At 43.1% G+C, this 22,232-nt stretch carries 19 protein-coding genes and 1 pseudogene; 12 read left to right on the top strand and 8 right to left on the bottom strand.

Annotation, left to right across the window (positions count from 1 at the left end; translation table 11 throughout):
* Positions 1-142: 142 nt before the first annotated feature.
* The gene (locus MKY44_RS14990) at positions 143-976 is read left to right on the top strand and encodes an SPL family radical SAM protein (RefSeq protein ID WP_341007702.1); all 834 of its coding nucleotides are present in this window, start codon (positions 143-145) and stop codon (positions 974-976) included.
* A gap of 100 nt (positions 977-1,076) precedes the next feature.
* Here the strand turns inward: MKY44_RS14990 and MKY44_RS14995 are convergent.
* Positions 1,077-1,426, bottom strand: a pseudogene (locus tag MKY44_RS14995) (winged helix-turn-helix transcriptional regulator).
* Here MKY44_RS14995 and MKY44_RS15000 point away from each other — a divergent pair.
* Entirely contained in the window at positions 1,376-1,681 is a 306-nt protein-coding gene (locus MKY44_RS15000) for an ester cyclase (protein WP_341007703.1), read from the top strand. The pseudogene MKY44_RS14995 and the gene MKY44_RS15000 sit on opposite strands and share 51 nt — an antisense overlap.
* A gap of 132 nt (positions 1,682-1,813) precedes the next feature.
* On the opposite strand, the gene MKY44_RS15005 is transcribed toward MKY44_RS15000, so the two are convergent.
* A complete protein-coding gene (locus MKY44_RS15005; protein ID WP_341009863.1) occupies positions 1,814-3,124 on the bottom strand; it encodes an amidohydrolase family protein in 1,311 nt (436 codons plus the stop codon).
* Positions 3,125-3,290: 166 nt separating this feature from the next.
* On the opposite strand from MKY44_RS15005, the gene MKY44_RS15010 reads away from it, so the two are divergent.
* Positions 3,291-3,719: a MarR family winged helix-turn-helix transcriptional regulator gene (locus MKY44_RS15010; protein WP_341007704.1), complete on the top strand. Its 429-nt coding sequence runs from the start codon at positions 3,291-3,293 to the stop codon at positions 3,717-3,719.
* Positions 3,720-3,996: 277 nt separating this feature from the next.
* Here MKY44_RS15010 and MKY44_RS15015 read toward each other — a convergent pair whose 3' ends face one another.
* The 4 genes from MKY44_RS15015 to MKY44_RS15030 form a co-directional block, all read right to left on the bottom strand.
* Positions 3,997-5,415, bottom strand: a complete 1,419-nt coding sequence (locus MKY44_RS15015; protein WP_341007705.1) for an MFS transporter — start codon at positions 5,413-5,415, stop codon at positions 3,997-3,999.
* Between the two features lie 83 nt (positions 5,416-5,498).
* The gene (locus MKY44_RS15020; RefSeq protein ID WP_341007706.1) at positions 5,499-6,089 is read right to left on the bottom strand and encodes a TetR/AcrR family transcriptional regulator; all 591 of its coding nucleotides are present in this window, start codon (positions 6,087-6,089) and stop codon (positions 5,499-5,501) included.
* Between the two features lie 260 nt (positions 6,090-6,349).
* The gene (locus MKY44_RS15025) at positions 6,350-6,826 is read right to left on the bottom strand and encodes a nuclear transport factor 2 family protein (RefSeq protein WP_341007707.1); all 477 of its coding nucleotides are present in this window, start codon (positions 6,824-6,826) and stop codon (positions 6,350-6,352) included.
* Positions 6,827-7,397: 571 nt separating this feature from the next.
* The gene (locus MKY44_RS15030; protein ID WP_341007708.1) at positions 7,398-7,781 is read right to left on the bottom strand and encodes a RidA family protein; all 384 of its coding nucleotides are present in this window, start codon (positions 7,779-7,781) and stop codon (positions 7,398-7,400) included.
* 354 nt (positions 7,782-8,135) lie between these two features.
* Here MKY44_RS15030 and MKY44_RS15035 point away from each other — a divergent pair, with 354 nt between their 5' ends.
* The 5 genes from MKY44_RS15035 (at position 8,136) to MKY44_RS15055 (ending at position 14,646) form a co-directional block, all read left to right on the top strand.
* Positions 8,136-10,079, top strand: coding sequence for a DUF4832 domain-containing protein (locus MKY44_RS15035; RefSeq protein WP_341007709.1), 1,944 nt, complete (start codon positions 8,136-8,138; stop codon positions 10,077-10,079).
* A gap of 331 nt (positions 10,080-10,410) precedes the next feature.
* On the top strand, positions 10,411-11,313 hold the full coding sequence (locus tag MKY44_RS15040) for an NAD(P)/FAD-dependent oxidoreductase (protein WP_307412217.1): 903 nt from the start codon (positions 10,411-10,413) through the stop codon (positions 11,311-11,313).
* A gap of 86 nt (positions 11,314-11,399) precedes the next feature.
* Positions 11,400-11,801 (top strand): Rrf2 family transcriptional regulator, encoded by a 402-nt coding sequence (locus tag MKY44_RS15045; protein ID WP_341007710.1) that lies wholly within the window; start codon positions 11,400-11,402, stop codon positions 11,799-11,801.
* Positions 11,802-11,866: 65 nt separating this feature from the next.
* Positions 11,867-13,324: a DHA2 family efflux MFS transporter permease subunit gene (locus MKY44_RS15050; protein ID WP_445670650.1), complete on the top strand. Its 1,458-nt coding sequence runs from the start codon at positions 11,867-11,869 to the stop codon at positions 13,322-13,324.
* A gap of 122 nt (positions 13,325-13,446) precedes the next feature.
* On the top strand, positions 13,447-14,646 hold the full coding sequence (locus MKY44_RS15055; RefSeq protein WP_341007711.1) for an epoxide hydrolase family protein: 1,200 nt from the start codon (positions 13,447-13,449) through the stop codon (positions 14,644-14,646).
* On the opposite strand, the gene MKY44_RS15060 is transcribed toward MKY44_RS15055, so the two are convergent.
* Complete coding sequence (locus tag MKY44_RS15060) at positions 14,639-14,806, bottom strand: hypothetical protein (protein ID WP_341007712.1); 168 nt, start codon at positions 14,804-14,806, stop codon at positions 14,639-14,641. The two genes, MKY44_RS15055 and MKY44_RS15060, sit on opposite strands and share 8 nt — an antisense overlap.
* Before the next feature lie 474 nt (positions 14,807-15,280).
* On the opposite strand from MKY44_RS15060, the gene MKY44_RS15065 reads away from it, so the two are divergent.
* Entirely contained in the window at positions 15,281-16,750 is a 1,470-nt protein-coding gene (locus MKY44_RS15065; protein ID WP_341007713.1) for a peptidase G2 autoproteolytic cleavage domain-containing protein, read from the top strand.
* Positions 16,751-17,251: 501 nt separating this feature from the next.
* Positions 17,252-18,043 carry an SDR family oxidoreductase gene (locus MKY44_RS15070; protein WP_341007714.1) on the top strand — a complete coding sequence of 264 codons (792 nt, stop codon included), beginning with the start codon at positions 17,252-17,254 and terminating at the stop codon, positions 18,041-18,043.
* Positions 18,044-18,209: 166 nt separating this feature from the next.
* Here the strand turns inward: MKY44_RS15070 and MKY44_RS15075 are convergent, their stop codons facing one another.
* On the bottom strand, positions 18,210-18,467 hold the full coding sequence (locus tag MKY44_RS15075) for a GlsB/YeaQ/YmgE family stress response membrane protein (RefSeq protein WP_341007715.1): 258 nt from the start codon (positions 18,465-18,467) through the stop codon (positions 18,210-18,212).
* 199 nt (positions 18,468-18,666) lie between these two features.
* Between MKY44_RS15075 and MKY44_RS15080 the strand changes: the two genes are divergently transcribed.
* The gene (locus tag MKY44_RS15080) at positions 18,667-20,319 is read left to right on the top strand and encodes an extracellular solute-binding protein (protein WP_341007716.1); all 1,653 of its coding nucleotides are present in this window, start codon (positions 18,667-18,669) and stop codon (positions 20,317-20,319) included.
* 71 nt (positions 20,320-20,390) lie between these two features.
* Complete coding sequence (locus tag MKY44_RS15085) at positions 20,391-22,229, top strand: sensor histidine kinase (protein WP_341007717.1); 1,839 nt, start codon at positions 20,391-20,393, stop codon at positions 22,227-22,229.
* The last annotated feature ends 3 nt before the right edge of the window (positions 22,230-22,232 follow it).

Consider the following 22,232-nt stretch of genomic DNA (forward strand, 5'->3'; position numbering starts at 1 on the left):
TTTGTTGTTGTTAACACCCAATAGTTACATTCTGGTTCCTATCTTATAAAAAGGTGCCTACTTTTCAAGTAGCATGAGAAATTTTAAGATAAAACGCAAGAGGAGAAGTGGGCATAAAAGTAATTGAGGGGATGGTAGCATTATGCCAATTGAAATCAAAGACATTGTGTCTAAGAAAATATTAAGTGAAGTAAAAGGTTATCTAGATATTGGTTTTACTCATTCACTAAATCCCTATACGGGTTGTGCATTTGCTTGCGAATACTGCTACGTCAGAGAAATGCCTATTCAAAAGTTTAAGGATATTCCTTGGGGATCGTGGGTGGATGTCAAAAAAAATGCAGCAGAAAATTATCTAAGGGAAGTTTCTCTTCTAAGACGTAAAAATAAACCCATAAGTATATTCATGTCATCAGCCACAGATCCATATCAACCTGTAGAGCAGAAGGCAAACATTACAAGAAGCCTATTGGAAGTAATGGATACAAACCCACCAGATTCACTTCAAATTCAAACTAGAAGCCCTCTGGTTGCCAGAGACCTTGATATACTGCTGAAATTAAAGGGAAAATGTCGAATTCTGGTTTCAATGACAATCGAGACAGATCGCGAAGACGTGAAACGAATTTTTTCACCCTATGCTCCTGGAATAGATTTAAGAGTTAAAGCCTTGAAAAAGATAAAGGATGCAGGGATACATACACAAGTATCTATTTCCCCAGTGCTACCTTTTTCACCTAATTTCGCTAACAAGATACAAGGCATAACTGATCGAATTTGGATTGATACGCTACTGATTGGTGATGGTCAAATGGGGATGAGATCTGAGCGGTTAGGGATGCCACAATTATTTGAGGCGAACGGCTGGGAGAAATGGTACGAGAAAAGCATTCATCTGAAAGTAGAAAAATATTTTAAGGCAAGGTTTCCATCTGAAATAATTCATGTATCTAAAAACAGCGCATATCCATTTTGATTTTACATAGCCATTCACATTATGAGGATCTTGCCCGGTTTTTTCATGTAATAGAAATATTGCAGAAACTGGTGTTCGAAGATCAACTTTCTCTTACGAATCAATGGAGGACGCATAATTCCTCCATTGATTCGTAAGAGAATATAATTGGCTTCAGTGAATTTCCTAAATCACTTAAGCTGTATTCGACTCTCGGAGGGACTTCTGCAAAAACAGTACGAATGACAATTCCATCCTCTTCCATTGAACGTAAATTTTCAGTGAGAACCTTTTGACTGATCTCGGGGATACTTTTACGAAGCTCTCGAATCGTTGAGTTCCCTTCAAAAGATCTCTCATAACCAATAACTTCCACTTGTTACCTATCAATCCAACTGTCGTTGCGACGGGACACAACCTATGCAAAAAGAACCAATGATTGGTCCAAGTGGTTATCTCTCCATAATTCATATGATGAGATCTGGTTTTTCCGATATACAATGGACTGTTAAGGAGCTGGTAGCAGAAGGGGATCTAATAGCAGCTCATTTTGTCATGAAGGGCACACAAGACGGAGAGTTTCTCGGATTTCCACCAACGAGCAAAAAAATCGAAGTAAAGGCAATGAATTTTTATCGGATCTCTAATGGCCAAATTATTGAAGAGTATGGTCAACCCGATATGCTTGGCTTGCTTCAACAAATAGGGGCAATTCCAAAAGCATAATTACATCTCATTGATCTGGGCATCGTTCCTAAAATTAGGAGTTAGATAAATAGATTAAAGTCGAAGAGGGACTGCATTTTGCACTCCCTCTTCTTAGTCATTTTACAATTAGTAAGATATAATCTACTAGTTTTAGCCTAGTTTTTGCGAACCATTGAACCATACGGATTTGATTGACAAGGTATCTGAAATATTAGTGATCGGATCACCGTTTATGAGAAGAAGATCAGCACGTGCACCTTCGGTAATCCGGCCACGATCATGTAGACCAAAGCAACGGGCCGGTTTGGAAGTAGCCGATTGAAGAGCTTCGATCGGAGTGAACCCAGCCTTCACCAGCAGCTGCATTTCGTGGTGAACACTGGCCCCATGAGCAAGGCCACCAAGATTTGGAACGGGAACCGGTGCGACATCCGTCCCTACAAGAATATCAACTCCGGCACGGTGAAGATCCATCACATTCTTAAAGCTGTTCTCCATATTGCCTTGTGGGAATGTATTGAAGCTTGAGTTCAAAATATCGATCCAATCCGGACTTAATTTGGCATGAACTCGTGGATCATTAGCCAATTCCGATGCCGGATTACCAATAATCGATGAATTTAACACCAAGCATGGTGTAACAAAAGCTCCAGAATCAGCTATGGATTTAACCAATTCGGACGTGTACTCGGGTCTGTCGATAAACAAGTGGCCCAAACCGTCGACTCCAAAATCGATGGCTGCTTTCGATGAAAGAGCCGTCAAGACGTGGGCAATCACCAACTTATCGAACTTGTGGGCTTCAGTAACGGCTGTTTTTAGAATCTCATCACTTAGAACAGGCAGGCCAGGCGCACCCATGACCGTTCCCTCTTCAATCATGATCTTAATATATTCGGATCCATTCTCAACTTGGGTATGCACATGTTTGATCGCTTCATCAACCGTCGTCACTTGAGGTATTTCGTCGTGATCGTGAGCGTAGGCGGCCAACATTGCTTCCCGGTCTTCCTCCGATAACTTCTCTAGTTCCTTTAATATGAATTCAGGTATTTCATCTCCATCAGGCAGTAATTCATCTGGATGACCACCAGGAGCGGTAATCGCTGTCCCAGCAGATCGGACGTCTGCAATGTCATCCACATTTTTTAGCTGAATTTCGCGCCCTCTTTTCGTAAAATCGCCGTTCATTTCGAGTTCTGTTGTAACACCGAATTTTAAGGCATCTCGTAATCCGCCAATTGAGGTATGGACATGTGCATCAATCAGGCCGGGTATTAATGTCGCATTTTCTCCATCAATAATTTTTGCATCGCTTGGGATATCTCCGCCCACTGAAATAATGGACACCCCTTTAATGACAATATGTCTGGGAGCAATAATTTGATACCCATCAAAGATTCGTACATTTGTAATCGCCGTAATTTCTTTTAACCCAGCATTTTGATTTAATTTCTCCATCATAACTCCTCCTAATATGTTTGTGATTCAACACTTCGGAGTATAACTGTTAGATAACTAACAGTCAATAGACTAACTATTGTTTGACAAGCCTACTGGGATCACTGTATATTTTATCTACTTACAATTAGATTCCTAACAATTACGGAGGGGACGATGGACGGTCATGCATTCCCGAGAAGATACGCCTTATATGGAATTGTTTCAAATTATCGGTCTTAAGTTAAAGAAAAGAGCGGATGAGAGTATTAAAGAGCTAGGATTAAGTTCTCAACAAGGAAAAGTAATCGATTATATTTATGAGAATCAAGATAATCATATTATTCAAAAGGATCTTGCAGATCGGTTTCATCTGCGTGGGGCAAGCGTTACAAGCATGCTTCAAGTTCTAGAACAAAAAGGTTTCATCGAACGTAAAATCCCGGCCAATAATGAACGGCAAAAAAATATTTATGTATTACCAAAAGCGGTTGACTTGATTGAAGACTTTAATAACTCATTTCAAAAAGTGGAGGATGAAATCGTTCAAGCCCTTAATGACGAGGAGAAGCAAATCTTAAAGAAATTACTGATCAGAATTAATGAACGCATATAACAGATGGGCAGGCGGAGGTAACTGGGGGCGGCTTTAGAGGCTAGAACCTCGTAACAAAAACAGTTCTCCCACGACTTCCCAAAAGACCATATTTATGCTGGTAGAGGCAGTTGACCCCGTATAACAAGCGAAGCTATGGGTTTGGAAACATCGTGGAAAGGACTGTCGAAACGAAAGATAAGGACTGAGAACATAAAACCTGTTGTTGGCGTAGATATCGCTAAAGGTTCAAGTGTGGTTCAGGTTTTTCGAAAACGAAATGTCTTCAAGGACAAAATTATAGGTCATATTTTTCGTTGATTTCAACTCCTTTAGAATATATTGTTATTTTATTGTTGGATTTACGTCCAAACTGATAATAATAAAGAACTGTCATTACAACGACTACCACGGCTAGAGCCAGCAAAATGTTACTATACACAAAAGCAACCTTATCATGTACAAACGGATTTAATTGAATAGTACTTGTTCCACCGTCAAGTATCTTGCCAATGACAGCCGTAGATCCTGCTGCTGCAATAAAGTTAAACATCGATAACAATCCCATACCGATCCCAATTTCATTCTTAGGCAAGGTACGTGAAATGGTGTTTGACATAGCAATTTGCATATAAGATTGACCTAGTACACCTAGTGTGAGGAAAATTTGAATATACGTAGGTGACATCCCCACGACTGAAGAGAGAATAATGAAACCACCAACAAGCAGTGTTGAGGCAGTATACAGTAGAAAAGGATTCCCTTTCTCATCAGCTAATTTCCCGCCCTTACGACCAAGAAACGCTGTAACAAGGGCTGAAGGCAACATTATGAATCCGATTAATGCAGGAGACAGACCATTAACATTCGATAACATGAGCGGTGTCAGGAATGGAATGCCGAAGCCAACCGCGATGAGTACAAATGCAATAACCATCCCCATCGAATATTGTTTATTTCTAAAGATCACGGGATTCACGAAGGGAACGGAAGCATAGCGAATTCGTAGGATAAACAAACCTAAGATGACTAATCCACTTACTAACAACCAGATATTGGATTGTGAAAGTGCCAGTAAGAAAGTGGAGACTGTTCCTGCCAACAGAATACCGCCAATATAATCAATTTTTTCGTTTGTCACTGGCTGATCATCCAAATATTTTCTATAAAAGGGTAACGTGATAAGAGAGAGCAGAGGTATTACAAAGAGAAATTTCCAATTTAAAGCACTCGAGACGAATCCAGCAATAATGGGACCAAGTGCTGATCCAAGAGCAGTCCCAATTGCAGAAGTTCCCAAAGCGTGACCACGGTTCTCAGGTGAAAAAAAACGAACAGGAATTATCATGGCTAACGCCGGTATCACAGCCGCACCAGCAGCTTGCAAGATCCTCGCAACGATGATCATCCAATACTGTGTTGCCACCACTCCCACAATGGACCCAGCCGCGAGAAGTAAGAGACCAAACGTAATTAAAGCTTTAATACTAAATTTATCTGATAATTTCCCATAGGTTACTGTGCCAATGGCATACACAATCAAGTAGCCTGAGACAATCCAAGTTACTTGTGATGCGGTGAGTTCAAATTCTTTGCTGATTACCGGCAATACCACATTAAACATCGTTCCGTTCATAACTGAAATAATAAGCGTGAAGACTAGAACACGGAGTAAAAGTTGGCCTGTTTTATCTGTTGTAGCAGCGTTGCTGTTCATTTAATTTTCCTCGATTCTTTATATGCTATGAATAATTAAACAAATGACCGTCAGTGCTTACTGTCACATTATCGAGAAAAAAACTAGGGAGTTAAGGCCCTAGAGAATAGCCATACAAACTCTTTAATAATATCTTCTAAAGAGAGAGCTGGAAAATAAGATCCTGCATTCAGATTATTTATAAATGTACCATAATTCAGTGACATAAATGAAAAAGCTTGTAGTTCAGGATTCGTTTCAATCAGTTTTCCTTTATCATACATAGTTTTAAAATAATTGGTCAAAACTTCCATCAGTTGACGAGGATGTTTTATTGTTCGTTCCCTGAAACCAGGTAAATTATCTTCTTCTTTCAAGCTAATCATAATCATTTTTCGATTACGATTCATAATTTCATGATATGTTTTACAGATCAATGTTAAGTCCGTTTGTAGGTCCCAAACTAGCCTTTCATTAAATATCTTGGCCATTTCTTCTGAATAGTGATAATGGTCGAAGGCTGTTTCTAACAAGTTTTGTTTCGTTCCAAATTGCCGAAACAATGTTTTTTCACTTAAACCAGCAGAAGTAGCAATTTCTTGAGTTGTTACACTGCTATAGCCTTTTTTTGAGATTAAGTCAATGGCAGCCGTCATTAATTTTTCCCTACTGCTTAATTTTGTATTGTTAGACATCTTCATTCCTCTTTTCTAATCATGTCAGTAATCACTGTCATCATTGTTATAGTAGCTAAAGTACATAACAATGTCAAATAAAATTAGAGACGTTAGAACCTTTGGGAAATAAACATGGTACCATCACCTCTTTCAGGAAATGGTACCATGTTTATTACAATAAATTATAATGAAAATGCATTGATGGTCCGACGTCGTTCGTCGCTCTTCGTGCTAGCATCAGCGGAGGGCATAGGCATCAGCTAAAACATGGCTTCCCCTCAGCTCCCAAAAGTCACACTGTGGTCATCAGGATCGGACTGCACGTCGTGGGGGGTGAGCGCCTCGATCGCTACTAGTGGGTTCCAGTAGTCCAAGTAGTGGGTGATGAGCGCGTCGTCATTGGTCCGAACGACGGAGATGCAAGTCTGCTCGTACGGCTTGCCGGTCGGCAGCGCCGTTCCCGTCGAGCGGAATTCGGCGATCACCAGATTCGGATCGACCGTCTCGTGGAATACCAGGTCGACGAACTCCACGTCAAAGGTCTTGGGAAAGTTACTCATGTGAGCAAACAGTGCGTCTCGGCCCGTAACCCGTTGGGGGACGCCGGCCGGCGCGTACGGGAACTCGAGCACAGCGTCCGGGGCAAACAGTTTCAACCATTCGTCGACGCGTCCTGCTGCGGTAAGGCGCAGGTGCTCGGTCAGGGTGTTCTGTGCAGCGGTGCGGCGTGTGTTATCGTCTTTTTTCAATGTCATGTCATGTTCACTCCTTGGTTAGTGGTTGGTATTCGACTGATCAAAACTTACTTAATTTAAACTATTTTCTTCATCCGTATTGCGTAATTTTTAACTTTGCTCTGCCAAACCACCACCCTTCAAATTGAAATGACTGTCTGTACTGACTGTCATCATGTGAGTAAAAAAACTAGGGGTTGAGCCCTAGTGATTATCTGCACATCTTGTAACCTTTTTCCGTGATTAGATCGAGCGTTGCCAACAGCATTTTATTCATTGTTGCTAAAATTTTCACTGTTACTTATTCGCTATCTCTTGCCTTAATGACTGTCAGTGGTGACTGTCATCTGAGATAATATTATCGCAGTTTATATAGAATGTCAAGGCTCAACCCATACAATCATTTTATAAAGATCCGATATTAAAGTTGGCTATTGATGAAGATAGACAATTTGGAATCTAGAAAACAAGTATCGCTGTTGAGGTTCCCAAGCATTGAACAACCATCAGATATAGCGATTAATGAGATGGTCCTCTTTTAAGCATTCAAGAAATATCAGATTTAGTGACATATAAAAAAACAGTAATGAAGTTAGTTTGTGTGTGCAACGGCACTGATTTCGATCAGCTGCTCAGGTGACGCTAGGTATGTCACACCGATACAGCTGCCCGCAGGCCGGTGTTGTCCCATGTATTCCTTAATCAACCCAATGCACGGCTCGATATGCTCTTGTGCGTTTGTCAGATAAATCTCCACATAAGCGAGGTTCGATTTTGTGATCCCAAATTCCGCCAGCACGCGATCGAGATTCTCCAGCGTCTGCCGGGTCTGTGCTTCAATATCGCCCTCACCAACGAATTCACCCTCCGTATTGTGGGAAAATTGTCCCGAAATATAAATGGTGCCGTTGACGCTGTAGCCCTGGCTGATGCCGTGATCCCAAAGATCGTGACTGTAGGTTTTGACTTTAGTCATTGTATTTGACTCCTTTTCTTCAAAGTAAGGCTAGTATAAAATAAAAACTTACTTAAACAAAGTACGCACTTTATTGATAGTTACTATCAGAAAGGATAGTGTGTGTATATATAAGTATGTTTAATATAAAGGCGAAAGAAGGGCATGAAACTTACCAAAATAATTAAAACAAGACGACCTCGACGTTCACAGATACAATTTGGATCGGTTGATTATTGATCATATAATAGAATCTTGGAGTAAATTATTGACTAAAGGCAGTGAGGTGGAAAAGACGTCTACATAATGTTTATTGCAAACTTAATTTAACACTAGCAACAGTAAGTTTATATCAGATATTGGGAGGAATCATTGATGAAAAGAAAATTACTTAAACCGATGGCCATGATTTTAACTCTTGGGTTATTCATAGGAGGTCCATTAACGGTAATGTTTCCTAAAACGTCAGCAGCAGCTGTTACAATCACCGTTAATCTAACTGAAACGCAAGAGGCTTTCAAAAACCCTTTTAAGGGATTTAGACCTACTCGGTTTATGAATGACACCAAATTTCCGAATCATGAATACGGAACGGTGTTTAAGCACTATATCAAATACACGGATTTGGAAAATGCGTCATCGGACTCTGTGCAGAAAATCATAGATTGGAGCAATGCAGCTTGGGCAGGGATTGAAAGCCAAAATAAAAAAGTTATTCCTCGCGTTCTCATCGTATATCCGAACGAAGGAGAATTTTGGCCCCAAGGGGTTCCTAGTATCGACGTGGCTACACGCTGGACAACAAATATATTGAAAGATCGTCTTGCTGCATTTATTCAAAAGCTTGGTCAGGCATGGGATAGTGATCCCCGTGTTGCTTATGTGGAGCTGGGATTGTGGGGGAATTGGGGAGAACATCATATTTATCCGGATCAACTTGCCGATGAGACCGACCGGATTCCGCTCAGCTTCCAGACAGCTTTAGGAGACGCTGCTGAGCAAGCTTTTCAAAACAAGAAAGTTCAAGTACGTTATCCGGATACGTTCCAGAATTATGATTTCGGCCTTCTTTGGGACTCATTCGCATTAATTGATGATCTGGAAGGTGGGGAAGGCATTGTTTCTAGAGATAGCTGGAGAACACAAGTCAACGGCGGAGAGGTTGCTTATGATTGGGGACAGAAACATATCCAGCCTGGCGATTCTCCGGATGATACGTTAAGCGATATAAGGCATCGGAATTATGTTATCGATTGGATCAAAAAGACGCATACGACCAGTCTAGGGTGGATTGATCTGTACGACGCCAAAAATTCCGCTGTCTCTCAGGGAGCTGCACTGATGCAGAAGGAACTCGGATATCGATTCGTCATCAATCAAGCGACATTTTCGGAAAACGTGCAGCCTGGTGAGAAAATGAAAGTATCTTTTCAAGTTGTAAACAAAGGTTCTGCCCCGTTCTATTATAAATGGCCCGTTGAAGCCAGCTTGCTGAGAAGCGATCGCACAGTTGCTTGGAAGGGCATTTTCAACAATGAGGATATTCGGAATTGGATGCCAGGTGACGACTGGAACAGTTCTACGCGTCAATATGATCAGACGCCTTCCGATCAGCAAGTTTCCGGGGAATTTGATATCCCTTCCAACCTGCCAGCGGGTACCTACACCTTGGCACTGTCCATTCTTGATCCTTATGGCAATCGTCCGAGCGCAAGATTTGCCAATGCAAATTATTATACCGGCGGCAGGACACCACTTGGAAAAGTGGGCATCGGCATGGATCCTGCTAACCAGAACATCGGGCCTTTCGACAGCTTGAAGTCTGAAAATACACTTTCGTATAGCTTAACTCAAATTCCTTATGACGGCGGTTACAGTAGCGGGACGAGCAGTTTACTCCTGGATGAATTTAACGACTCAGTGAGTTGGCCGGGAAGCAATGGTATTAGCAAATGGACAGGAGCAAACGGGTTTGTAAACGATGCTGGTGTCATTGAATCAGGCGCGTTGAAGCTTCAGTATAACAATAACGGATGGTTTGGCTCTGATATTAAGCAGAACATAGAAAATTATTCAAAGATGGTAATTAAAATCAAAGGTGCACATGGCGATGAACAACATCATATGCAGCTCTCGATCGGGGGAGTGTCCCAAACACTGGCAGCTTTCAGCGGGGATACGGTAACAACCAGCTTCAAAGAAGTTGAAATTGATTTGACAGCGAAGGGTATAGATCGCAGCAGTCCAGGACAACTAACGATGACATTCTGGCATGGTGGAAATAGTACAATCTGGATAGATGAGATTCGTTTCGAATAATTAGCTTACCAATGATAGCTTAATAAAGACAGTTGAAAGCAGTCGATCAATCAATTTGATCGGCTGTTTTTGTTCAACTAATGAGTAGTTTGACCATAGATATTGGTACAATCGGCACAAGCGATTGAAGTTACAATGACCTGTTTATATGGAATCATGAAAACGATATTTCTTGGTGCTTTTATCCGTTTCTTGAACTTCCCCCATCACAAATAGTGTACTCATGCCCTCTAGGCATTAATAAAAATTTAATTATTTTATTTACAGACATTAAGGGTCTGTGATATGTTCATTAAGGTCCAACAAACAAATTTGAAGGAGGCGATTGAATATGATTTATGATTGTGCCATTATTGGCGGTGGTCCAGCAGGATTGAATGCGGCATTAGTACTGGGTAGAGCCAGACGGAAGGTTGCCCTGCTGGATAACAATCAACCACGCAATGCAGTTACACATGCTTCACATGGATTTCTGACACGGGATGGGATTACACCGTCTGAGTTTCGGCGCATCGCTTATGAAGAGGTCACGAGTTATCCATCTGTAGAACATCACCCACTTACGGTCATGGATATCCAGAAGATACCGGAAGGATTTCTAATTATGGCAGGAGATCAGGTGATAAGAGCACGCAAGCTGTTGATTACTACAGGGATGAAAGAAACGGTACCCGATATTCCCGGTTTGAAGGAGTTGTATGGGAAAAGTCTGTTTCATTGCCCCTATTGCGATGGATGGGAACTTAGAGATCGTCCGCTAATTGTTATTGCCGAGAACGAGGGTCTCTTTCACTTGGCAAAGCTGTTATATAACTGGAGTCGTGATCTTGTCATCTGCAGCAACGGGCGCAGTATTCTGACCGATGAACAAAAGCAAAAATTGATCGGCTACAATATCACGGTTTCTGAAAAAAAAGTCGCGGCATTTCATGGCGAAGACGGGATACTGCAAGAAGTCGAATTTGTTGACGGCTCCAAAATTAGACGAACAGGTGGCTTTGTTACTCCGAACTGGCAATCGAATTTTGTGTTTTCTGAGCGGTTAGGCTTGGAGACAAATGCCTTAGGAGGGGTCATTGCCGATGCTACAGGAAAGACGGGGATTACCGGAATATTTGCTGCCGGTGAGGCAGCTTCAGGTGCCCCTTCACAACTTATTGTGGCTGCCGCTGCAGGAAGTGTTGCTGCCGCAAGCCTGAATCTTGAGCTGACCGAAGAAGAATTCAGCCAGTAAAGCGACTTGACCTTTCATAAGCTTGATCCAACCAATTTAAAAATATTATGAATATGTAGATTCTCTAATAAAGAAGGTTGATGAGCTTGAAATACTCAAAAGCTACCGATTATGCGCTTCATACGATGCTTTTTTTGATGGCCGCTACCCCCGACAAGACAATTGGGGTACATCAGCTGGCTGAGAAACAGGGGGTATCTCCTACCTATTTGTCCAAAATTCTGACCAAGCTAGCTAAAGCGGACATGATCGAATCCGCTTCCGGAGCTCATGGGGGATATAAATTAAAGCAGAAATGGGATGAACTATCTTTACTTGATATCGTTCATGCTATTGAAGGTACATCGTCTTTATTTGATTGCAGTTTTGACCATGGACCTGAATGTCCGATTCAGCAAGTCGTTGAAGCCGCAGAGGCCAAAATGGAACAGCATTTAGGAGAGCAAATGTTGGTCAAACTTGTTATTAAAATGAAGGACAAACTTTAATTTTTTTTGAAATAATTAGATACATAAAGTATCTATAAAATCTATTATGCATAGGAAGTGTGCAGATGAATGTGCAAGGATCAGAAGTCGTACAAAATTCAAAAAAAAACTACCAAACAACTCTCATTATGGCAGTCTTCTTGCTTAGTGGTTTTGTCGGACTGTTCAGCGAAACAGCGCTGAATGTCGCCTTAAGCAGCTTGATGGACTTGTTCCAGATTTCAGCTTCCATGGCGCAGTGGCTAACCACTGGTTACTTGTTGACACTGGGCATTTTAGTTCCGTTGTCGGGACTGTTACTGCAATGGTTCTCCACCAGACAACTGTTTATTTTCTCCTTAAGCTTATCGATAGGCGGTACATTAATTGCCGCCCTTGCCACAGGGTTTGAGGTGTTGTTAATCGGACGAATCATTCAAGCTGCAAGTATGGCCGTGTTGGTGCCATTGATGTTTAATACTATTCTTATTATTTTTCCTCCAGAAAAAAGAGGCGCGGTCATAGGTATTTTGGGTCTTGTGCTGGTTGTAGCACCTGCCACGGGCCCGACGTTATCGGGAATAATTATCGGAAGCTTGGGGTGGCAGTGGATTTTCTGGTTGTCCCTTCCCGTCATCGGAATTTGTCTTCTGCTTGGATTGAGGTTTATCCAAAATGTGTCTACGATTTCCAAACCCAAAATCGATTTTTTGTCTCTTTTCGTTTCTACGGTAGGATTTGGTGGAATTGTATTTGCTTTTAGTGGTGTAGGTGAAGGTGAGGGCGGTTGGGGTAGTGCGATGGTTACATTACCGATGATTGCAGGAATATTGGCTTTGTTGGTATTCGTGTGGCGCCAGAACCGAATAAAGCAGCCGATGTTGAATCTACGTGCACTCAAATACCCCATGTTTTCGATTGGAACACTCATGTTGTTTGTTTGCATGCTTCTCATATTAACTGCCATGGTGGTGCTCCCCATGTACTTGATCAGAGGATTGGGACTTGATGCCTTAACAGCGGGTTTGGTCCTATTACCTGGAGGCATTCTGCAAGCCATTATGTCCCCGGTGATGGGGAAATTGTTTGATAGATTTGGCCCACGCTGGATTGTTCCTTTGGGCTTGATCGTAATTTCTACGGCTTTGTTTTTTCTTAAGGGAATTTCGGAAAGCACCTCGTTAATACTCATTATGATCATGCACACCGGATTGATGGTCGGTATCTGTGCGGTATGGATGCCATCGCAGACCAATGGTCTTAATCAACTGCCTCCGGAACTATACCCGCATGGAAGCGCGATTATGAACACGATTCAGCAGATTGCCGGAGCAATCGGTACGGCAGTTGCCATCAGCCTGATATCAGTCGGGAGTCATGCTTTTATGGAAACGGCAATTGACCCGACAAACCCTGTAAATGATTCGTTAGCTCTAATAGCAGGTGTTCAGACTAGCTTTGTTTTTGCGTTTGTGGTTGCTCTTGTCGGCTTGCCTCTTGCTTTCTTCATAAAACGAGTACAAGTAGGTAACCCATCATCCTAATAGATGGAGAGGGAATGGTTGCTATTGTTTAATGCGGGCATTTGGGAGAATGCCTGCCACAATGGATCTCATCGATTTTATTGATATGGAATCAATATAGTTTTAATGGGAGGCTTTAAAGGATGAATGATTCAAGGAAACAAAGAACAGAAGTTGCAGATCCAACTTTGGAACAAATTCAATCTTTTCGCGTTTCTGTGCCTCAAGCTGATCTTGATGACCTGAAAAATCGTTTAGAACGCACTCGATGGCCAGATGAATTACCTGGAGTGGGATGGGATTACGGTGTACCACTTAATTATGTTAAGGAATTGGTAAACTACTGGAGTAAGAATTACGATTGGCGAAAACATGAAGCTAGGCTTAATGAGTTTCCTCAGTTCATCACAACGATAGACGGTGAAAACATACATTTTCTCCACGTTCGTTCTCCTGAGCCCAATGCGTTACCGTTGTTAATGATCCACGGCTGGCCGGGATCGATTGTTGAGTTTCTAAATATTATTGATCCGTTAACTAACCCTCGGTTCTATGGAGGGAATCCAGAGGATGCTTTTCATCTGGTTGTGCCATCCATTCCAGGATACGGATTTTCAGGACCGACCCAGCAATCTGGAATGAATATCCAACGTATCGCTCAGATGTTTATAGTGCTCATGGAACGATTAGGATATCAACGTTATGGCGTACAAGGTGGAGATTGGGGTTCATTTATTTCTCAACAAATAGGATTGCTAAACCCTGATCATATTATTGGAATGCACCTTAATATGTTGACGACATTTCCTCCTGAAGATTTTAAAGAGGTAGAGAGTCTGACAAAAGAAGAAAAAGAGCGTTTAGAAAAATTGAAGCATTATGATCTTGAACTATCTGGGTACATGAAAATCCAAGCCACACGTCCACAGACTTTAGCCTATGCTTTAACCGACTCACCTGTTGGTCAACTAGCATGGATTGTTGAAAAATTTAAGGAGTGGACGGACTCTACAAACCTTCCTGAAGATGCTATCGATCGTGATGATATTATTACAAATGTCATGCATTATTGGCTAACTGGAACAGCTGGATCTTCAGCACGTCTATATTATGAGACATTATTTAAGTATGATCCTTCAGTGGAAAACGAGGAAATTTCTACAGTACCCACTGGTGTAGCAGTTTTTCAGAAGGATACTATGCTACCGATTCGTCGATTTGCCGAGCGCGATCATAAGATCATTCACTGGTCGGAGTTTAAACGTGGCGGTCACTTTGCAGCCTTAGAACAGCCTGTACTTCTCATGAATGATATAAAAAAGTTTTTTGGCAGTTTTAAATAAACGAAGGTTCTGGTACTAAAAAGTTAAAGCATTGGTTTGGACAACGGAATTTGTACCGCTGTCCAAACACTATGCTCATTTCAATCCCCACACCACTTCCTACTGAAGTTACGGGGACGAACTTATAATCTGTACCATAATTCAATTGTTCTTGATTCATTACTCATCCTCCTTGAAGTTGTTCAATCGACATGCTGTAGTATACCCAGAAGCAAAAAAATATCCGGCTTACATAGCCTCCACAGATAGATTATAAAAAAACTGTCGATTGACAAGAATAGAGGCGCATTTTGCATTCATGTCGCTATAGAAGTGGCTTATTGGGAGAAAATCAAGGAATTCTGCAAATGATATAGTACCTTATCACTCTTCAATCCGAGGTCAGAAAGAAGTTTCGATTGAAGAGTTTGCTACTTTAGATGAAGTAAATTAAGAACTGACTCATGGCTCCTTCGTCAGATGGTGGTGCTGATCGCGAAGTGACCGTTGTTTACCAGCGAAAGTCATGTTGATGTTTGCCTTAACCAATCCCATTTCTCTTGGAAAGAGGCAATTACCGTTCCCCCTATGAATGATACTTCATAGAATAGAAAATAGAATGTTAATTTTATCTTATAGATAGGGGAATCCAACGATGGATGGGATAGGAAATACAGAGAGTGGTTTCGCGGCTCACGCAGAAGGATTGAATACTACTGCCAGTGGGACAGCGTCTCACTCTGAAGGTTATCAAACGATTGCGAGCGCAAATGCATCCCATGCCGAGGGCAGCACAACTACAGCAGCGGGTGCAGCATCTCATACGGAAGGATACCTTACGAATTCAACGATCGATACAGCACATGCCGAAGGTGATTCTACAACAGCTAGCGGCGCTGCAGCACATGCGGAAGGTTATAATTCAAATGCTAGTGGAATTGGCTCTCATGCGGAAGGTGGAGAGACACTAAGCAGCGGACTATATGCACATGCTGAAGGTCAAAACACATCTGCCATCGGGCAAGCCTCGCATGCTCAAGGTCTGCTTAGCTTGGCTAGCGGTGATTTTTCCCATGCCGAAGGTGAAGGAAACACAGCGATCGGCAGAGCTTCTCATGTTGAAGGTGGAGCTCAGGATCCAAACGGAACAGCTGCTCCTAACCTGGCGAGCGGTCCTTGTTCTCACGCGGAAGGGGTTGGAACAACCGCCAGTGGTTTTGCCTCACATGCGGAAGGGGGAACTTTTGATATTACAGTTGTCCAAGGCCCACAGGCGATAGGTGACTTCTCCCATGCGGAAGGGAACAGCACAACAGCACTAGGTATCGCCTCACATGCGGAAGGGATTGGCACTATAGCAAACGGGGAAGCTCCCCATGCGGAAGGGATTGGCACTGTAGCAATCGGGGTCGCCTCCCATGCGGAAGGAATGAATACAACAGCATTTTTCAATGGATCTCATATTATGGGTCAGAATGGACAATCGCGATTCCCCTTTTCTTGGCACTTAGCAAATGGTCTTGCGGTCGGACCAACATTAAACTCAGCTGTGATTGAAGGAGCTACAGGCAACCTTTATTTGGATGGAACGGTCATCTCTCCCGCAGCTGCCGATTATGCTGAAATGTTTGAAACATATGACGGAAATACAATTGATGTCGGGTATTTTGTAACCTTAGTTGGTGATAAAGTTCAAATAGCTCATGCTGAAGATGACTATATTCTTGGTGTAGTGAGTGCGACACCAGCGATTATTGCCGATGCAAGTGATCTAAGATGGCATGATCTATACGTCAAAGATGAGTGGGGAAGAATTCAATATCATGATGTTGTTGTACCTGAAGTGAAAGATAAGGAAGGTCGAATAATGATTCCTTCCTATACTAAACGAGAAGGTCAACTAAATCCTGTGTATGACTCATCGAAGGAATATATCCCCCGATTGCAAAGGGTAGAATGGATACCGATTGGTGTTGTCGGTAAATTGCTTGTTCGTGATGACGGTACTAATCAGGTAGGGGGATTTTGCCGGCCGAATAACGAGGGAATTGCAACATCATCTACAACAGGCTACCGGGTTATGAAAAGGACTGGACCTAATCAAATTTTGATATTTGTGAAATGAGAATTATCTCTTCCATCAAGATTAAATTATAGTGTCAAGGAGAATTCTAAAATGTTGCTTTCAACAAATGTCTAGGGACAAGAACTTGTTCCTATTGCAGAATAGGCGTAATCGTTATTTTGCCCTTTAATTCATTAAGCTAACGGGCAGGTTAGTTTAATAAGAATTTCTATATTTGTCACTACCATGTATTTATCATCTTGACAGTAATTGAGTCTGACTCGTAATATTTGAAGTGGAGATGTAGGAAAGGGGACTCGCCGGACAATGTGGACTTCCTTGTAATGATTATCTAAACTGGATCGCTCGACTTGGTATTTTGGTTATAACCACACGCCTCGTTTGTGATGCCGATCCGCAATCATTCAAGGGACGCGAGGAACCGTTTGAATCAAACCCGGGCGCGGATACTTGATGTATCCGCTTTTTGTTGTACCTCGGATAATTCCATCTCCAATGAAAAATGGTTTTCTCCCTCCCTTATTAAACGGAGGAAATAAAATGACCAAACTATATGGAAAAACCGCTATCGTGACAGGCACAAGCCGCCCCGGAGGTATCGGAACCGCTGTCTGCCGCACGTTGGCGCACGAAGGCGCTAATGTGTTCTATACCCATCTGTACGATTACGATAAAACAGAGAATCCGGGAGATGCCGACAAGAACTGGCCGGATCTCTTCGCCGAAGAACTTCGCTCCTATGGCATTAAAGCAGCGCATATGGAGGTTGATCTTACCGATCCCACTTCCCCAGTGCGGCTGCTTGATGAATGTCGATCGGCTCTCGGGCTGCCGACCATTCTCGTCAACAACGCTACCTACAGTGTAGCAGCTGATTTTCGTCAATTGAATGCATCACTAATCGATGCGCACTGCGCCATGAACATTCGAGGTACGTTCATGCTATCGGCCGAATTTGCGCGTATGCTGGAGGTTGAACTGGCCGACCGTCAGGTCCTTTGCGGCGGCCGGATCATCAACCTCACGTCCGGTCAAGGTAAGGGGCCAATGCCTGGCAATCTAGCTTATGCTGCAACGAAAGGCGCTGTCTCCACCTTTACCGAATGTCTATCTGCTGAACTGGCGCCGTTTCACATTACTGTGAATGCGGTTGATCCCGGTCCTACCGATACGGGTTGGATGTCGGAAGAAGTGAAAAGATCCTTGCTACCGGGATTTCCGATGGGCAGGATTGGTCTTCCTGAAGATGTATCCCGTCTGATTGCTTTTCTGGCGAGCGATGATTCCCAATGGATTACCGGACAAATCATTCATTCTAGAGGTGGTTTCTAATTTCCATAAAACCAAAGGAAGCCGCCGATCAACAAGATCGGCGGCTTTATTCGACTACCGTAACTGGAGTGGATACTATACTTTGTGAAGAAGATTATGCAACGGTGGCGAAAGAAGCTTTACGTCACTACCCAATCAATTGGGAAAAACTTGTCGTCTCCGCCTGTTAACGTCTTCGGAACGCTCCACTGCGCGCCAGAGCATAGAAAATCAAGAGAGCAATGATCGACCCGACGATCGCGGGTATGATATGAAATCCACCCACAACCGGCCCCCTCGGTCCCAACAGTTCATACCCTAACCATGATCCAACAAAGCCAGCAATGATATTTCCGAGTACGCCTCCCGGCACGTCCCGTCCAATCAGATTTCCACTTAACCAGCCAATTAGCCCACCGACAATAAGTATCCAGATTAAATACACGAATTGGTCTCCCTTCCATTGATTTATTACAAGTTATGTTTCGTTAGGGGGAATGTTGCAGATCATCTGCGAATCGACCATTAAACCATTTCCATTTTAATCCAAGGGTAGTAAAATCGGTTGTACCACCACTAGTATGAATGCTGATGCAGATGGGGATTGGAGATCGCCAGTATAGGAAGGAGGCGCTTAGGTGTTCATGTTTCGAAGTCCTTTTATTTTAACCTTGTTGATGATATGCCTGATGTCAGGCTTGTCTGCTTGTTCTGAGTCAGAGCAATCGGAAGATAGGGGTGCTCCGACAAAGGCTGACTTCACGGAGCAGATACAGAGCCTTAATCTGAATCTGGAAGAACCGTCATGGAAGCTGGATACCACCCCCGTGAATCTAACGTGGTTCGTTGGAGCCGAATGGTACGGGCACACTTGGGGTGAGAGCCTGACTTCCAAATATGTCACCCAAAAAACAGGGGTCAATATCGAATTTGAAGTGTCAACTGGTGAACCAAGTGAGATGTTATCACGGATGTTGACGACCGGTAGTCTGCCGGATTTGATAACCATCGGCTCCTGGGAGAGTGCGGTTAACAAACTTCGGGAGAGTAATCTCATCTATGCCCTGGATGAGCTAGCCAACCAGTATGATCCTTACTTTTACAAGGTAGCAGGTGATGGTGCTCTACAATGGTATCGTCAGGAAGACGGCCATACCTATGTCATCCCCAATGATGCGTACAGTCCCGAACAGATGCGTTCAACCGGCTTGACGGGAGCTAACCAAACCTTTCTCGTACGTAAAGATCTGTATGAGTCGATGGGCAAACCGGACCTTACCACACCGAAAGGTTTTCTAAATGCATTGCAATTGCTGAAGAATCAATATTCTGTTTATAAAGGCCAGCTGATCAGTCCGTTTTGGGCACAGGGGAATGCATCCTATGGGATGACCGAATATTTGCAAAATCTGCTTGCGATCCCCCATGAACAGAACGGTAAAGTATACGACCGAATGACAGATCCCGATTATATCGAGTGGCTGAAAACATTTCGTATCGCTTACGAGCAGGGCCTGATTAATGTTGATTTTCTGGTCGACTCCAGTGCACAGGTGCAGGAAAAAACCAACCATGCCCAATATTTTATGATGATTCGGGAATGGACAGACATATCGGACCTTAATTCGAAATTGGAAGTGCTTACGAATCAGAGTTCATACTATATTGCTGTAGATGGACCCCGGAGCAGCAGGGGAGAATCCGCCAAACTGTTTCCCGGCAGCATGGATGGCTGGATGGTCACGATGATTAGCAAATCCACGGAAAACCCTGGACGGGCCATCCGATTTTTGACCTATCTGGCCAGCGAAGAAGGCCAAAGGGATTTATTTTTGGGCAAAGAAGGTGAAACCTGGGCGATGAAGAACGGCAAACCGCAGTTAACGGCGGCAATGGTCCAGTTGTATGACACGGATCGGGAACGGCTGGAAAAGCAATATGGCATTATGGATACCTACTGGATGCTGCGAAACCCTGCTTTCGTTAACAAGTGGAGACCAGAGAATGCCCCATCCATTAAACAAATGGAGGAGTTCGCCAACCAACAGGCTGATCTGGACAGTGGCATCTATAAGGGACTAGATCCTATAGGGGATTCCGATATAGCGTTAGCCTGGTCACGTATTTCTCAGAATTGGGAAGAAGTGCTGCCAGAACTGATTACAGCGAAGGATGAAGCTGCCTTTGACAAAATTTTTGAAAATTTTCTGATACGTCGTGTGAACTACGGCTTTAACCAGGTAATGGAATATCGTCAGGCTGAACTGGAACTGCGAAAAGCCAAGATAGCCAGATAACCATTCCCTACATTGTTAACTATCAGCTAACTAGTAATATATGGTATAAGAAAGGTGGTGAATACATCAAAATGAAATACCTACTAACGAGATTGAGGAAGCTTTATCGCAATGCCCGTATATCCCAAAAGCTGTTTCTGGCATTTAGCCTGATGATTGCCATACCTGTTATTTTGATATCCTTTGTGTATATCCGCATGCAAGAAACCCAGCTATATAAGGATGCTATGGCAACGGGCAACAGTCACGTTTCATGGCTGAATGAACAATTGCACAGAAGAATGGACATGATTGAGAACGCTTCCAATACAGCTCTTACTCAAAAGTCATTTGTGGATTTTATTCATTCCAATATGCTTGTGGATGGACTGCGTCTGGTGAAGTTTAAGCAAAACCAGTTTGAGCAAATGCTTAATATCATTCAAAGCAATGCGATGATCAGTGAGCTTAGCTTTTACGTCGATAACCCAAACTTGTATGAAATCTGGCCTGAAATCTATCATTACAAGAAATTTTCGCCGCAGGATTATTGGGTAAAGCTTCGGGATGAAGGTGGGGCGGCTTACCGTTTATTTTCTTTTAGGGATGGTGAACACACATTATCCTACTATCGTCTGGTTCGTCTTCAAGGGCAGGAACAAAAACGCCCTAGTATTATGGAAGTGCGAGTCCCGCACAGCATGTTTTTCAGCGACCTGCTCCAGGAGAGCAAGGGGGACTTCTTTTCGGTGTTGATGAACGCAAGCGATCCTCCCGAGTATGTTTACAATCCCCAGCATGAGTTTTCTGAGAAGTACGGGCAGGGGATGGAGGAGATCCTTGGCAGTATTCATCACCAGCTGGATATAATGCCGCAGGAAAGCCCGCTTCAGGTTAAGGTGGGAGATCAGAGCTTCTATGCATTGTATCGATACATCGCTCCGTTGAACACTTATGTGGTTGATATTGCTTCCCATCAGGCATTGATGAAGGGGCCGCGCAGTTGGTATGCATTTGTGGTAACGATTACATTATGTGTATTGCTGCTGATTATGCTACTCGTATCCCAAACGACGCGGCGTATTTTCCGGCGGTTGGACAGCGTACTGGTATCCATGCGTCAGGTACGGAAAGGCGAGCTGGATGCAATGATAGATACAGGTCTTGATGAGAACGAAAGAGGGGATGAAATCGATGAGGTGGCGGTGAATTACAATAAAATGTTACATGAGGTCAAACGTCTGATGACACAGGTCGTGGATAAGCAGTTAATTGCCAAAAACGCACAGTTGCACTCCCTGCATTCGCAGATTAATTCTCATTTTTTATATAACGCCCTGGAATCGATCCGTATGGTGGCAGAGGTACAGAGGCAGCCTGCTATAGCCAATTCATTGGTGTCGTTGGGTTCCCAGTTACGTTACAGCATGCAGTGGCGTAGCGATACCGTTGCTTTTCGTGAGGAGCTTGCCAATATCCAAAGTTATATTGAATTTATTAACTTTATGGAAGGCGGCAGTATCGTTATGACGGCGGATCTTCCTCAGGAGATACTTCGCTACGCCATTCCCAAGATGTGCATGCAGCCCATCGTTGAAAATGCCGTTCATCACGGGTCACCTTCAGGCGGCAGGGTAACTATAGAGATTACCTTTTCTGTGGAGAATGACAGTCTGCTTTTCATTAACATAAGAGATGACGGAGTGGGGTTAGGGCCTGAGATGTTACACCGTATTCAGGCAGTACTGCGTAGCGAATCGGATACGTCGATGGTGACTAGCAGGAGCGGACTTGGTTTGGAAAACGTGAATAAGCGATTGCAGCTTCATTATGGCAAGAATTGCGGTCTTTGGATTGATAGTGTGCAAGGTGCATATACCTGCGTAACGATACGCTTGCCTTGGGAAAATGTAAATCTTGGAGGGTGGTAGAGC

Source organism: Paenibacillus sp. FSL R7-0026 (assembly GCF_038004485.1).
Lineage (GTDB): Bacteria > Bacillota > Bacilli > Paenibacillales > Paenibacillaceae > Paenibacillus > Paenibacillus xylanexedens_A.

Excerpts from the sequence above, each read along its gene's own strand:
- MKY44_RS14990 (WP_341007702.1), top strand. The coding sequence starts at position 143 with ATGCCAATTGAAATCAAAGACATTGTGTCTAAGAAAATATTAAGTGAA.
- MKY44_RS15000 (WP_341007703.1), top strand. The coding sequence starts at position 1,376 with ATGCAAAAAGAACCAATGATTGGTCCAAGTGGTTATCTCTCCATAATT.
- MKY44_RS15005 (WP_341009863.1), bottom strand. The coding sequence starts at position 3,124 with ATGGAGAAATTAAATCAAAATGCTGGGTTAAAAGAAATTACGGCGATT.
- MKY44_RS15010 (WP_341007704.1), top strand. The coding sequence starts at position 3,291 with ATGCATTCCCGAGAAGATACGCCTTATATGGAATTGTTTCAAATTATC.
- MKY44_RS15015 (WP_341007705.1), bottom strand. The coding sequence starts at position 5,415 with ATGAACAGCAACGCTGCTACAACAGATAAAACAGGCCAACTTTTACTC.
- MKY44_RS15020 (WP_341007706.1), bottom strand. The coding sequence starts at position 6,089 with ATGTCTAACAATACAAAATTAAGCAGTAGGGAAAAATTAATGACGGCT.
- MKY44_RS15025 (WP_341007707.1), bottom strand. The coding sequence starts at position 6,826 with ATGACATTGAAAAAAGACGATAACACACGCCGCACCGCTGCACAGAAC.
- MKY44_RS15030 (WP_341007708.1), bottom strand. The coding sequence starts at position 7,781 with ATGACTAAAGTCAAAACCTACAGTCACGATCTTTGGGATCACGGCATC.
- MKY44_RS15035 (WP_341007709.1), top strand. The coding sequence starts at position 8,136 with ATGAAAAGAAAATTACTTAAACCGATGGCCATGATTTTAACTCTTGGG.
- MKY44_RS15040 (WP_307412217.1), top strand. The coding sequence starts at position 10,411 with ATGATTTATGATTGTGCCATTATTGGCGGTGGTCCAGCAGGATTGAAT.
- MKY44_RS15050 (WP_445670650.1), top strand. The coding sequence starts at position 11,867 with ATGAATGTGCAAGGATCAGAAGTCGTACAAAATTCAAAAAAAAACTAC.
- MKY44_RS15055 (WP_341007711.1), top strand. The coding sequence starts at position 13,447 with ATGAATGATTCAAGGAAACAAAGAACAGAAGTTGCAGATCCAACTTTG.
- MKY44_RS15060 (WP_341007712.1), bottom strand. The coding sequence starts at position 14,806 with ATGAATCAAGAACAATTGAATTATGGTACAGATTATAAGTTCGTCCCC.
- MKY44_RS15065 (WP_341007713.1), top strand. The coding sequence starts at position 15,281 with ATGGATGGGATAGGAAATACAGAGAGTGGTTTCGCGGCTCACGCAGAA.
- MKY44_RS15070 (WP_341007714.1), top strand. The coding sequence starts at position 17,252 with ATGACCAAACTATATGGAAAAACCGCTATCGTGACAGGCACAAGCCGC.
- MKY44_RS15080 (WP_341007716.1), top strand. The coding sequence starts at position 18,667 with ATGTTTCGAAGTCCTTTTATTTTAACCTTGTTGATGATATGCCTGATG.
- MKY44_RS15085 (WP_341007717.1), top strand. The coding sequence starts at position 20,391 with ATGAAATACCTACTAACGAGATTGAGGAAGCTTTATCGCAATGCCCGT.